This is a genomic window from Arcobacter rhizosphaerae, assembly GCF_049472155.1.
GTDB lineage: Bacteria > Campylobacterota > Campylobacteria > Campylobacterales > Arcobacteraceae > Arcobacter_B.
Window position 1 is genome coordinate 1 of sequence record NZ_JBMOVW010000001.1, and the last position, 13,411, is coordinate 13,411.

Below are 13,411 nucleotides of genomic sequence, written 5' to 3' on the forward strand. Positions count from 1 at the left end.
AAAAATCCAAAAAAAGTATCAAAAACTATTATGAAATAAATATTTATTAAATTATAATTTGATAAAATAAAAAACATTTTAACAGAAGGATAAAGAAAAATGAATAATCCAATATTTATTTCGATAAAAGGTAGTACACAAGGTTTAATTACAGAAGGTACATTTACACCAGAATCAGTAGGTAACTCATACCAAAAAGGGCATGAGAATGAAGCATTAATAAAAGGTTTTGCACATAACATTAATATACCAAGAGATCCACAGTCAGGACAACCATCAGGACAAAGAGTACATGAACCATTAGTAATATCAAAACTATTTGATAAATCATCACCATTATTATATAACGCATTAACAAAAGGTGAGACATTAACAGAAGTAGAATTAAAATGGTACAGAACAAGCTATGCAGGGAAACCAGAGCATTACTTTTCAATCGTATTAGAAGATGCAGTAATCGTAGATATAGACGCATACATGGATAATGAAGAAGGACAAGCAAAAACACAAGTAGCACCTTTAGAAAAAGTATCATTTGCATATAGAAAGATTACATGGAGACATGAGACAGCAAGTACATCAGGAGAAGATGACTGGAGAATTGGTGTAGGATTAAATGCCTAAACATAAATAAAAATAAGGAGGGAACTCCTTATTTTTTATATATCAAAAAGTAATAGAAAATAAAAAAAAGATAAAAATAAGAATAAATAAAATAATAAAAGTAGCGAGAAAAAATATTATTTTTTAATATATAAGATAAAAAGAAGTATAAAAAAATAAGTAAGGCTAAAAATTGTCCGAAGAAATAAAAAAAAGAATAAATGAGATAGAAAATAACTTACAAGAAGAAATAGAAGAAGCATTTAGTTTAAAAGAGTTAAGAAAAGAAGTAAACCAAGAAATAAGCTGTAGACTAAAACTATTAAATTATAAAGAAAATGAAATAATAGGATTAGGAATATTAGATGGAAGCTATAGTGTATATAAACTAAAAGGGAAAAGTCAAGTAAATAAACCCTATAGCTTTGAACTAATATTTGTAAGTGATGAGTTTATAAATATAGAAGAACTAGTAGATACAGATGTAGAAATAAAACTACAAGATGAAATAAGTCCTATAATAAAAAAAACAATATATGGGAAAATATATAAAGCAAGTGAAGATAGTATAGTAGCAAGAAAACATCTATATAAAATAGAAGTAGTATCACCTCTATATTATTTAGGATTAAATAATAGATATGAAATATATCATGAAAAAAAAACAAGTGATATAATAAAAGAGATAATAAATAGATATAACCAATTATTAAACCTTCAAATAGATATAAAATTAGATTTATTAAAAGCCCCAATAAGAGAGTATACAACTCAATATAATCAAAGTGATTTAGAATTTATACAAATGCTTTGTGAAGAAGAAGGATATAGCTTAATAATAGACTATAGCTCAAATGATCCATATAAACTAATATTGTGTGAATTAAATGAACATGTAATAGTAAATACATACTCTTCAACTTGTTCTTTTAATCATAGTAAAGAGTTTAAAGCAAGTAATCATATAGAAGACTATTATGATAAAAATAAACCAAGCCAAGAATATAAAACACAAAGTGGAGCAAATATAGTAAGCTCAATAAAAGATAATGAATCAACATCACAATTAAGAAATGATATAAAGAAATATACATTAAGAGATAAATTAAACTTGTTAGATGAGAGTTACTATAAAGATTTAAATAGATATACAAAAATAGATTCTCAAAGAGAATATGTACAATCAAATATAATAGAAGGAAGTTCACAAGAGTTAAATATAGAAGATAGCTTGTGTATAAGATTAGAAGATGAGAAAGCAAATAAAAAGATAGATAGTATCATCATAGAAGTAGAATATAAAGGACATTTCCCAAATGCCCTAGATGAATATAGACAAAATATAAATGAACAAGTAAAACATCAACTGCAATATGAAGTAGAATTTAAAGCCATACCAAAAGATATAGAATATAAACCCGAAAAAACGATAAAGAAACCAAGAATAAACTCAATATTAACAGCAAAAGTATCAAATGGGAATTCAAATACAAAAGATTATGATAATAGTATAGATGTAGATGAAGAAGGAAGAATAAGAGTACTGTTTGCATTTGAAGAGAATCAAATAACATCAACATACCTAAGAGTATCAAATATACAATCAGGGAATGGGTATGGGAGTCAATTTATACCAAGAGTAAATCAAGAAGTAATAGTAGGATTTATAAATGGGGATCCAGATTGTCCTATAATAATAGGAAGTTTGCATAATGGGGAGAATAAGAAGGCATATAACTTGCCAGAGAATAAGACACAAAGTTATATAAGAACAAATTCAATGCCACAATATGAGGAGACAAAAGGGTATAATGAGTTATTATTTGAAGATAAAAGAGGAGAAGAGAGAGTATCAATAAGAGCACAAAGAGATTTAAATTTCCATGCTTTAAATAATCAGAATATACAAATAGAGAATAATTCAAAGACCATAGTACAGAAAGATAAAGAGGAGACGATACAAGAGAATTCAAATTTAACAGTAGGGAAAGATTTAAATGAGAATGTAAAGTATAATCATATTTCGACGATACAGAAAGAAAAACTTACTTCTGTTTTGGAAGATTATGAATTACATGTATTAAAAGATTTAAATACAATAGTAAAAGAAGATTTAAAAACAATAGTAGAAAAAAACTATGCTCAAAGAGTAAAAGGGAATAAAACAACATTTGTAGAAAAAGATGTAAAGAAAAAGTATTTACAAAATTTATTTACACAAATAGCAAAAAACTATAGACTAGATGTGCAAAAAGCATATCATATAAAAGCAAAAACAATAAAACAAACAGCAGATAAAGTTGAAATAGTAGCAAGTAATGGGATTAGCTTAAAATGTGGAGGAAATGTATTAACTGTAGATACAGGAGGAATACACCTAAAAGCAGGGACTATAGATACATCATCTGGTAATGGTGGAGTAAGTGCTCAAGAAGTAGAAAAACCAGAAATACCAAAACCACTTTATAATAAAGTAAGAGTATTAAAGCTAATTCCAAGTATCACAAAACAAAATGAAATAGAAGAAGTTCTAACATATACAGCAGAAGTAGAAAGATATGAGAATGATGCATGGGTAAAAACAACTCAATTAACAAAAGGGCAAGAAACACAACTGCAATGGGTGTTTATAAAAAATAATGATCAAACAGATAAAGATATTTTACTAGATAATCCAACAGAAGATAACATAACAATAAATGGTTTAGAGATGAGTGTAAAACTAAATAAAGAGAATAGATATAAGTATGGACATGCCCATTGTTATGTTGTAAACTCAGAAAAAGAGGGATATGCTCAAAGTGAACTAAAAAGATACCTAGAAGTAGAAGATATAATACCAATACATACCTCACAAGAAGAGGGAGAGTGTAAAGCAAAATTAAATATAGAAGAACCAAGAGAAGAAGAGCTTTCACTTATAAGATGGACAGTAGAAGGAAGAGAAGAGAGTAAATATAATGGTAGAAAAGTTATAAACCATAATTTGAAAGAAGAAAAAGTATATGAGATAAACTTCACAGCGTATATAGAAGGAAAACCAGAAGATGCCGCAAATGCAAAAATGAGTTATGATGAGAAAGCTAAGATTATCACAGATTTAAAGGCAAAACGTGGATAAATACACTCTAGAAGAAAAAATAATTATTTCTACAAGAACAATAAATGTAGAAATAGGAAAAAAAGTAAGAGTTGTATTAAAATTACAAATACATGAGGTAAAAAAAGGTGAAAACCTATCTTCTATAGCACAGCAATATAATACAACATATCAAGAAATAACTTCAATAAATAAAATATTAAATCCAAATCTAATATATCCACAACAAAAATTAATTATCCCTCAAGAAGATAAAGAGAAAGAATTAAATAAGATTAAACTTAATGGAACAATGATTCCTTTGGGAACTAAAATTAATGTTGTAGCTAAGGGAACAAGAGGAAGTACAGCTACTATAAAAATATTAGTTAAAGATTCTATATTTGAATTTTTGAAAGATAATCAAAATATAACACAATTTGATGTGACATTTGATGAAAATTGACAAGCTATTACACCTATAACATTAAGACCCAAAAGTGATGAAAAACTTAAACAACTTATAGATAGACTTTCTCCAAGTATCAGAGGCTTTATAAAAGAAGAAAAGTTAACTTTAAAAGGTGAAATAAATAAAGAGAATTATCAATCTTTATTAGAAACAGATGATATGAATACAATAGGACTAGTTCATTATCAAACATATATAAAAAAAGCCTATATAACTAACCCAAATACAAGACAGGTCCAAACAGAACTTACTGCTAAACAGCAAGGTAATGATATAATATTTTTTGATGAAAATAATCAGGCAGTAGCTAGTACAAGTATGGATAATATTGTAAATACCCTTGGTAATATTAATAATGGTCTTGGAGGATTAGCAACAGGTATGGAATATGTTGATGGAACCTTTGCCTTAAAAGATACAAAAGGTATCCATATAAAACACTATGAAAGTGGTTGGCATGGTAATCAATATGTGAAGACTTATAGTATGTCTAAGTGGGCAGGTAGAATTAGCAATGGAACATTTGTTATTAGTGTGGTTATTGGTGCAGTACAAATTAATTCAGCTCTTGATCAAGATAAAATAGAACTTGAAAGTCAAGGGATTAAGACTTCATCATTTATAGATGGAATTGGACAGCATACAGAAAAACAAATAGGAAGTACTGCTTTAGGGTTTGCTGGGGGAACAGCTACTGGTATTATTGCTGTTGCATTACTTCCGGCTAGCGCAGGAATATTATTAACTCTTGGTACCTTTACAATAGTTGGAGGAATTGTAGGTTGGGCTCTTTCAGAAATAGGAAGTGAAGGAATTGAACTAATACAAGAAGTAAAAGGGAATACAATATTAAATGATTATTCACTATACTAAAACTAAAAAGAAATTTCAATGAAACAAATAGAATATTTTTATAATATAATATATTACTTTTTTTATAGAGGAGCTATAAGCTTTGCTAATGGGAGCATATATTTAGGAATGCCTATAATCAAGGTATTTTATTTTTTTGTAAATAAAATACCTTCAATTCGTAAGTATTATGTAACTGAAGATAATGATGATCCTCTGGATGTTGCACTTAAAAGAACAAAAAAAGTTACAGAAAATCCATCATTAGGTTTAGGAACAATTATAGGACATGGCTTTGCCACATCAGTTATACTCTTTTTCTATATGGGTATATATCATATAATTAAATATCTTTTATTTCCTACTTTTGAAGATGTTTTTGTATATGTTATAAGTATAAGTGCAATATTAGCGTACGCAACAGATATTATATTTACTCAAACATATGATAAAAGTGAAAAATATATAAAAGAGTTTGATAAAAAGAAAGGCTGGTGGAGAACTAAATGGAAAATCATAACAATAGCTTCACTTTTCTTAAGTCTTTGGTTTTCTTTATCCACTTCTAGTGGAGGAATGATAGGACAGTATCTTATAAGCTTACATAATTAAAAAAGGTCAATTGAGTTTGAATACACAAATATTAGCAATTCGTTACTTAATAGGTTTAAGTGAAATATTAAGTATAAACTTCCTTAATAATACATATAATATAAAAATAAATAAACTTATTAAATAATTTTTGATATAATTATTAAAACTTATTAAGGTATTAAATGTTAACAAATGAAAAAATAAATAAGTTGAATTTGATTAATGATTCTGCAATATTACAGATTAAAGACGATAGTTTAAATTTTGATGTATATGCACAAGTTTTATCAGAAGCAGTACTTCAAACTCCAACACCTTTTACTATTGGAATATATGGAGAGTGGGGTAGAGGTAAAACTTCTTTATTAAATTTTCTTATGAGAGAAATCGAAGTAAATAAAAAGTCAAGCAATACAATCAATATATTTTATGATGCATGGAAATTTGAGAATGATAATAAACCTTTATTATCTTTACTTAATGTAATTGAAAAAAATATAAAAAAAGTAAGATTTGAACATGATGAAGACTTAATATTAAGTATTTTAGAATATATAAAATATACTAAAACGGCAGTAAGTAATATAAGTGACGAATCTAAAATGGATGTTGCCGATATAGAATATGAAAATATTGATGGTGATATAAATAGGCATATAATAAATCAAAGCACATATTTTGAAATTTATGAATTATTAAGAGGTTTAGAAAAAATTTTAGAAAAAGAAAAGTTTAGAATTATAGTTTATATTGACAATTTAGATAAATGTAAATCACAGAATACTTTTAAAATTTTTGAAAGTATAAATTTGATTTTGGACCTTAAAGGCTTTTCTTTTATATTTGCAGCAGATAGAAATATTCTTGAAACAAGTTTAGAGTCAAATATTTCAAATAGTAAAGATTATTTGGATAAATTAGTGCAACTTCCTTTTATCTTACCAAGTTTTGAAGGTAAAATAAATACCTTGCTAGAAAATATATCTTCTAAGAATGGAAATAGTTTTGTTTTGGAAGATAGTATAAAAAATGTGATTAATTCTATATCTTCTTTAAATAAATTGACACCAAGGTTAATTATTAGATTAATAAATAGAATAAAAGTTTCTAGTGAAATTTATATAAGATTAAATAATCAAGATAAATCAAAAACAGAAGAAATATTCTCTTTATTTTCAATTTCATGTACTATAGATGAATTATTTAAAGAACTTCATTTAGAGCTAATAAAAAATGATAACTTGATTAAATACTTAGTTGGTTCTTTACGAAATGAAACTTTTATTAAAGAGTCAATACCTCTAAGTTTAGTTGATTCTGATAATAAATATATAATTGAAATTATAGAAAAGTATTTTAATATATTGAAAAGGATTTTTAATACAGAACAAGGTAAATATTGGTTAGAGAATAAACAACTAAGAATAAATACTTATGAATTCTTACAATTAAATAATATCTATAAGAATATAGAACCCAAAGCATCTACTTTGTATAAATCAGATTTTCTTGAAAATGCAATAATCACACATAAAGATTTCGAAGTAAAACCAAAAGAATTTATTCAAATACCAAATCAAGATTTTGAAATGAGTAAATATGTGGTTACAAACAAATGGTTTAAGGAATTTATTTTAGCAGAAGGATATAATAATTCTAAGTATTGGAAAAGTATTGCTGCTAATGTATGGCTTATGAACAATAAAATAAATACTCTTGATGAAAAATATGAAAAAATGCTTGAAAAAGAATCTGAGTTTTTTCAAAAGAAATATAAAGAACAACTATTAAAAGAGAATTTCAACAAGGACTTACAACCTGTGGTGTATGTAACTTATTATGAAGCAGAGGCATTTTGTAAATATTTAAGTGATATCGATCAAGAATATACTTATCAAATTCCAACAAAAGAACAATGGGAATATGTGGCAAAAGCAGGAAGTGAAAATAGAATTTATCCCTGGGGAAATAATTGGAATCCAAACTATTGTAATAATGCTATCACACAATTAAATAAGACTTCTGAAATTGGGATGTTTCCTCAAGGAGATAGTAAATTTGGTGTAAGTGATATTGCTGGTAATGTTTGGGTTTGGACTTCTTCTCTTGAAGAAAATGAATTTAATTATTTAAAAGGTGGTTCTTGGGATTTTTCAGATTCATCTTATTTTAGAGTATTTGGGGATTACTCAACATTTTATAATAATCCTTCATATCAACATTATGATATAGGATTTTATTGTATAAGAAAAAGAAAGTAAATTTAGATAATCATAAAACTTTTAGTTTTTATGATTATCAATTCTTTGTTTTACTTCTTTGACTATATTTGACCAGTCTTTTATAAAAGGTTTATATTCTGTCTTTTTTTCTTCAGAAAGTGATAGATAAGTTCTAAGATAACTTCTTTTTTTACCTAATGATAAATTTATTATTTCATTACATTTTGATAGTCCCAAAACCTTTAGTTTTTCAAAGCTTGGATATTGCATTTTGGTTTTATTGAAAGCAAACATATTTTCTTTTAAAATATTATTTTCTACACCTGTTGTAATAAAAAGCAAATTATTATTTAAGTCATATAAATTATCCGCTGTTATAAGACACCCAGCATGATCTAAATAAGGATTTTCCCCTGTTGGTAGTATTATTAAATTTGATTTTTTAATAAGTTTTAGAATTGTTTTATCAATAAAAAAACATCCTGCTAGATCAATAATTACAATTTTAGAATTTTTAATCTTTTCATCTATCTCAAAATCATAAGTTAAATATGTATGTTCATAAAACTTGATTGCGCCAGATATAGCAGAACCTTGATCGTTTGTAATATATGGGGCATTTAATTCTTTTGCAAGACCTAAAGAAATTACTGATTTTCCAATACCTCCTTTATATCCTGCTCCAAAAATTATAAATTTATTTTCTAAAGCATTCAAAAGATTTTTATTTAACATGAATAAATTCATTGTTGCATACCTAATATAATTATTTTTATGCATTATACTAAAGTTGTTTTAAACTAAGTTTAACAATTATTTTGTAATAATTATGACAATTATATAGAAGGGTTATATAAAGTGAATTTTGAAAACTATAATAAAATATATCAAGAAATTTTAAATGATGAAAATAACGAAATATCAGCTAATTATCTATTGAATAAGTATGAAATAAGTCATGATGAAGAATTAATAAATATATTAAATCAAATAAAAAAAAATGAGTATATTAGTAGTGATAGTGAAATAATAAATAAACTTCTAAAAGAACTTGATGACAATGAAGAATTGTTAAATATTTATGACATAATAAATGTGAAAGAAAAAGTAATAAATTCTGATACAGTTGAAACATATATTAATGACTCAGAAGTAGAAGAAGATAGTATTAAAAATTCCTTAAAGGATGAAGAAAAAACGAAATTTGATTTAACTAAAATCAAAATATATTTAGTTTATTTACTTGGGTTTTTATTGATTATTGCTTTAATTATATATCTTACAAATACTACTAATGAGGTAGAAACACCTAAGTTGGAAGCTGATAAAAATATCGCCAACGCAAATATATCGAAAGACCTTGAAGAAAAAACACAAAATAATATAATAGAAGAAAATATAGAAGTTCTTGAGAATTCAAAAGAAGAAAAATCTGTGAAGCAAGAGATAAAGAAAATTGATTTAGAAAAAACTTCAATAATAAATGAAGAAAAAATTGATGATAAATTAAATGAAGATATTAAAATAAATGAAGTTAATCAAAATAATGAAAATATTGAATTAGAAAAATCAATATTAAATGAAGTAAATCAAAAAGAAGAAGTTAATAATGATGAAAAAACTAAACTCAATGAAGATTCAGATATAGAGTACAGTGTTGAAGAAAAGTTAAATATACTTATGACTAATTCAAACAAACAAGACGAGATAAAGTTGAACTCTCTTGATGATATTCAAAAGTATGTAAAAGAATTTACGTATAAAAATGGACAATTATCATTTAGAAATAATTTATATAAAGAAGATGATAGTTTATTTGGTTTTAAAATATATAAGATAACTTCTATCTATATTAAGTTCCAAGATGAAAAAAAACAAATTAGAAAAAGATTTTTATTAAAATAAACAAAAAAGGAATGTATATGAGAAAAAATTTAGTATTAATTAGTGTTTTATCTATGCTTTTTATTGGATGTGCAGCTCAAAATAAAGTAGAAAAAGAAGATGTACCTGTTGAAAAAGAAGAAGTCTTAACAAAAGATAACAATAAAGAATCTTATTCTTATGATATTGAAGTTAAAAAGAAAAAAGTAAAAAAAGTAAAATTTACATATTATAGAATTATACCTTCTAAAATTGAAACATTTCAATATAGACTAGGAAAAAACACTATAATTGATGATAGTAGACTTAAGAATTCTTTTTATCTTAAAGGAGATAGAATTAGAATTGAAAAGATTTATACGTCAAAGATTGGCGATAGATATGGAAAAATTGCAGGGAAAAACTTAATAGTATCTATGGATGATTTAAAGAAATAAATATAAAAGACTATTTAATAGTCTTTTATATTATTTAAAAGCTATATTTTGGAAATTAAGTCAAAAAACAATTTAAATAAAAATATTATTATCATATTTTTGATATTTCTTGTAGTGTCTTTTTCATATATCTTTTATTTAAATTTAAATATTTTGGATTTAAAAAAAGATATAGAAATAAAAAACAATGTATACAAAATCCAAATAAATAATAGAATAAATGAAATTGAACAATTGAATACTCAATTATCAGATTTACAAAATTTATTAGATATTGGATTAGATTTATCTTTATCTCCCAAAATTTATATGAATGAAGAACTTACTAATAAGGATAAAAAGTATATTTTATCTTCTATTCCTAGTTCTTCACCTTTAAAAAAGGTTTTCATTACTTCTGAGTATGGATATCGGATTCATCCTATTTTAAAAACAAATAAGCTTCACTCAGGAGTGGATTTAAGAGCAAAAATAGGAACTAATATTCACTCAACAGCTAATGGTATAGTTTTACTAGTGAGAAACTATGATCCTGGTGGATATGGGAAAATGATTAAAATAATACATAATTATGGATTTCAAACTCTATATGCTCATTTAGATGATGTTTTTGTTGAAGAAGGAGATATCATAAAAAAAGGAGACATTATTGGATTATCTGGTAATACAGGAAGAAGTAATGGTCCTCATTTACATTATGAGATTAGGTTTTTAGATAAACATATTAATCCAAGAGATTTTCTTTATTGGAATATAAAAACTTTTGAAAAAATATTAAATAGAAATATAAATTTAATAGATTGGGAAAAATTAATTAAATCAATAAAAGATAATAATTTAATAAAAAGCGAGGGGAAAAATATTGTCAGATAAAGAAATATACCAAAATATTTTAGCGCAAATGCATGAATTAAATAGACAAAATCTTTTAACAGAATATGAAAGAAATGAAAATATTGTTACTAAATTAACTTTAATTGAAGAAGAAATAAAAAAGAAACAAACCAAAAATGATTTGGACTTAACAAAAAAAATACTATTTATAATAATATCTTTATTAGGAGTTAATATAATCTTAACTTTATTTTTACTTTTTTCTTCAAATAATGAAGAAAAAACATTAAAAAATGAACCTATTACAAAAGAAAATATTGTGCCAACTTTAAAAGAACCTAATATCGATAATACTATTATAGATATTGAAGATAAAACTCTTAAGAATGAAAAAACAATTATATCTAATGAAAAAGATATTACTGTTTTTGATAAAAAGAAAATAGAAATTGAAGAAGAGTTTACAGAAGTAAAACCAATAATCAAAGTAGGGACTACTTATACTTGTGAAGATGATAATTATATGCAAAAATATAAAATACCATATACTGTAGAAATTAAAGGTAAATTATATACTGATAGGTTTGTTTTTATTCTTAAAAATGGTTCTGAAAGAAAAGTTTGTAAAATAAATAAGTTAGATATGTGAGTTATTTAAAGACTAAATTTAGTCTTTAAATAATGTTGAACCAACTCTTATCATATTTGAACCACAAGCAATAGCTAGTTCATAGTCAGAGCTCATCCCCATAGAACAATATTTTGCTCCTAAAGGTACTAGTTCATCAAAAACTTTTTTAGTAGTTTTAAAAGATTCTTTTATAATTTTTTCATCCTCAACATGAGCTCCAATACTCATAACACCTTTTAATTTTAAGTTTGGACAAGTATCTAATATCTCTTTATAAGTTGATACAGCTTCCTCTGGCATTACACCTGCTTTTGTATCTTCTTTTGCTGAGTTTATTTGAAGTAAGGCATTTATCTTTTTATTTCTAGCTTCTAGTTTTTTATTAAACTCTTGTGCTAGTTCAAGAGAATCTATTGATTGAACTAATGCAGGATTTAAATCAATAAGATTATTGATTTTATTTTTTTGAAGTCTTCCTACAAAATGCCATTCAATTGGTAGTTCATCAAGTTTTTCACTTTTTTCTCTTAAGTCTTGTACCTTGTTTTCTCCAAAAGCTCTTTGACCTGCTTCATAAAGTGTAGCAACATCATCTGAACTTGAGTATTTACTAATACCAATTACTTTTACAATATGGTGTTCAGATACTCTAAGTCTAGCACCTTCCACTCTTGTAATAATATCATCTAAATTTCTAGTAGCTGTTTTTTTATCCATAATATGCCTTTATTCTTTTAAAAATATTCTATTTATATCATTATATATACCAAGAAGCATAAGCCCTGCTAGTATCACCCAACCCATTATTGTTAAAAACATAAATACCTGATCACTTGGCTTTCTTCTAAGAATCATTTCATATAAATTAAACATAATATGTCCTCCATCAAGTGCAGGAATTGGAAGAAGATTTAACACTCCAAGATTTACAGATATTAAAGCTGTTATACTAAGTAGTGCAATTATACTAGATTCGCTTGCGTCTGAAATTACCTTTCCTATAGTAATAACTCCACCAATTTCTGAACTTGGAATTATTCCTTGAATTAGTTTTTGAACGCCTTGGAATATCATAGTTGAAGCGAAGATTGTTTTTTCATAAGCAAATACTAAAGATTCACTAAAAGATAAGTCAAGATTGATTATTTTACCTGATGGTGAAATTCCAATCATTCTTTTTTTTATTTTTTCTTTAAACATATTTTGTGAATCAGAAATATAAGGGTTAATTGTTTTTGCTAAATATTTCCCCTCTCTTTTTATATAAAACTTTAAAGGACCTTGTGTTGATGTTATAATTTTTCCAATATCATTCCATGTTTTAACTTCTGAATTATTTATTTTTAATATTTCATCATTTTTTAGAATTCCTGCTTGTTTCGCAGGGGAATTATCTAAAACTGTTCCTACTTGAGGAGCTAAAGCACTAGCTCCTAAAACAGCTATAAAAAAGTATAACACCGCAGCCAAAATAAAGTTAGCAAAAGGTCCTGCAAAAAGTATTACTATTCTTTGCCATGGTTTTTTATTATTATAAGAATCATCTCCTTGCTCTTCAAGGCCTGGTTTTGAATCATCTTGACCTTTCATTCTTACATATCCACCAAGTGGTATTAATGCAAATTGCCAAACTGTACCTTTCCATTCTTTTGCAAAAAGTTGTTTTCCAAAACCAATTGAAAATACATGAACTTTAACACCAAAATAACGTGCTGCTAAAAAGTGTCCTAATTCGTGAAAAAATACTAAAAAAGATAATACAAGTAAAAAAGTAATAGTACCCAAGATAATCTCCAGTTAATT

General features: G+C 25.5%; 13 protein-coding genes. 10 read left to right on the forward strand and 3 right to left on the reverse strand.

From position 1 onward, the window contains the following. Positions 1-99 precede the first annotated feature (99 nt). From ACH5BH_RS00005 to ACH5BH_RS00030, 6 genes are all read left to right on the forward strand, one after another. Positions 100-624, forward strand: coding sequence for an Hcp family type VI secretion system effector (locus ACH5BH_RS00005; protein ID WP_404307916.1), 525 nt, complete (start codon positions 100-102; stop codon positions 622-624). 172 nt (positions 625-796) lie between these two features. Further along, positions 797-3,724, forward strand: coding sequence for a type VI secretion system Vgr family protein (locus ACH5BH_RS00010; protein WP_423297030.1), 2,928 nt, complete (start codon positions 797-799; stop codon positions 3,722-3,724). Next, the gene (locus ACH5BH_RS00015; protein ID WP_423297031.1) at positions 3,717-4,148 is read left to right on the forward strand and encodes a LysM peptidoglycan-binding domain-containing protein; all 432 of its coding nucleotides are present in this window, start codon (positions 3,717-3,719) and stop codon (positions 4,146-4,148) included. Before ACH5BH_RS00010 ends, ACH5BH_RS00015 begins: the two co-directional genes overlap by 8 nt. A 165-nt stretch (positions 4,149-4,313) precedes the next feature. Then, positions 4,314-5,027, forward strand: coding sequence for a hypothetical protein (locus ACH5BH_RS00020; RefSeq protein ID WP_423297032.1), 714 nt, complete (start codon positions 4,314-4,316; stop codon positions 5,025-5,027). Positions 5,028-5,045: 18 nt separating this feature from the next. Continuing rightward, positions 5,046-5,618 carry a hypothetical protein gene (locus ACH5BH_RS00025; RefSeq protein ID WP_423297033.1) on the forward strand — a complete coding sequence of 191 codons (573 nt, stop codon included), beginning with the start codon at positions 5,046-5,048 and terminating at the stop codon, positions 5,616-5,618. 164 nt (positions 5,619-5,782) lie between these two features. Then, on the forward strand, positions 5,783-7,861 hold the full coding sequence (locus ACH5BH_RS00030; RefSeq protein ID WP_423297034.1) for a P-loop NTPase fold protein: 2,079 nt from the start codon (positions 5,783-5,785) through the stop codon (positions 7,859-7,861). A gap of 21 nt (positions 7,862-7,882) precedes the next feature. Here ACH5BH_RS00030 and ACH5BH_RS00035 read toward each other — a convergent pair whose 3' ends face one another. Next, entirely contained in the window at positions 7,883-8,569 is a 687-nt protein-coding gene (locus tag ACH5BH_RS00035; protein ID WP_404304632.1) for a hypothetical protein, read from the reverse strand. A 111-nt stretch (positions 8,570-8,680) separates the two neighbouring features. Here ACH5BH_RS00035 and ACH5BH_RS00040 point away from each other — a divergent pair, with 111 nt between their 5' ends. From ACH5BH_RS00040 to ACH5BH_RS00055, 4 genes are read left to right on the forward strand one after another with little or no spacing between them, the layout of a single operon-like run. Further along, positions 8,681-9,727, forward strand: coding sequence for a hypothetical protein (locus ACH5BH_RS00040; RefSeq protein ID WP_423297035.1), 1,047 nt, complete (start codon positions 8,681-8,683; stop codon positions 9,725-9,727). A 17-nt stretch (positions 9,728-9,744) separates the two neighbouring features. Next, positions 9,745-10,143 (forward strand): hypothetical protein, encoded by a 399-nt coding sequence (locus ACH5BH_RS00045; protein ID WP_423297036.1) that lies wholly within the window; start codon positions 9,745-9,747, stop codon positions 10,141-10,143. A gap of 48 nt (positions 10,144-10,191) precedes the next feature. Further along, positions 10,192-11,016, forward strand: a complete 825-nt coding sequence (locus tag ACH5BH_RS00050; RefSeq protein ID WP_404304626.1) for a M23 family metallopeptidase — start codon at positions 10,192-10,194, stop codon at positions 11,014-11,016. Beyond that, positions 11,006-11,626 (forward strand): hypothetical protein, encoded by a 621-nt coding sequence (locus ACH5BH_RS00055; RefSeq protein ID WP_423297037.1) that lies wholly within the window; start codon positions 11,006-11,008, stop codon positions 11,624-11,626. Before ACH5BH_RS00050 ends, ACH5BH_RS00055 begins: the two co-directional genes overlap by 11 nt. A gap of 18 nt (positions 11,627-11,644) precedes the next feature. On the opposite strand, the gene ACH5BH_RS00060 is transcribed toward ACH5BH_RS00055, so the two are convergent. Continuing rightward, on the reverse strand, positions 11,645-12,325 hold the full coding sequence (locus tag ACH5BH_RS00060; RefSeq protein WP_423297038.1) for a YggS family pyridoxal phosphate-dependent enzyme: 681 nt from the start codon (positions 12,323-12,325) through the stop codon (positions 11,645-11,647). Between the two features lie 9 nt (positions 12,326-12,334). Then, a complete protein-coding gene (gene rseP, locus ACH5BH_RS00065) occupies positions 12,335-13,393 on the reverse strand; it encodes an RIP metalloprotease RseP (protein ID WP_404304620.1) in 1,059 nt (352 codons plus the stop codon). Between the last annotated feature and the right edge of the window lie 18 nt (positions 13,394-13,411).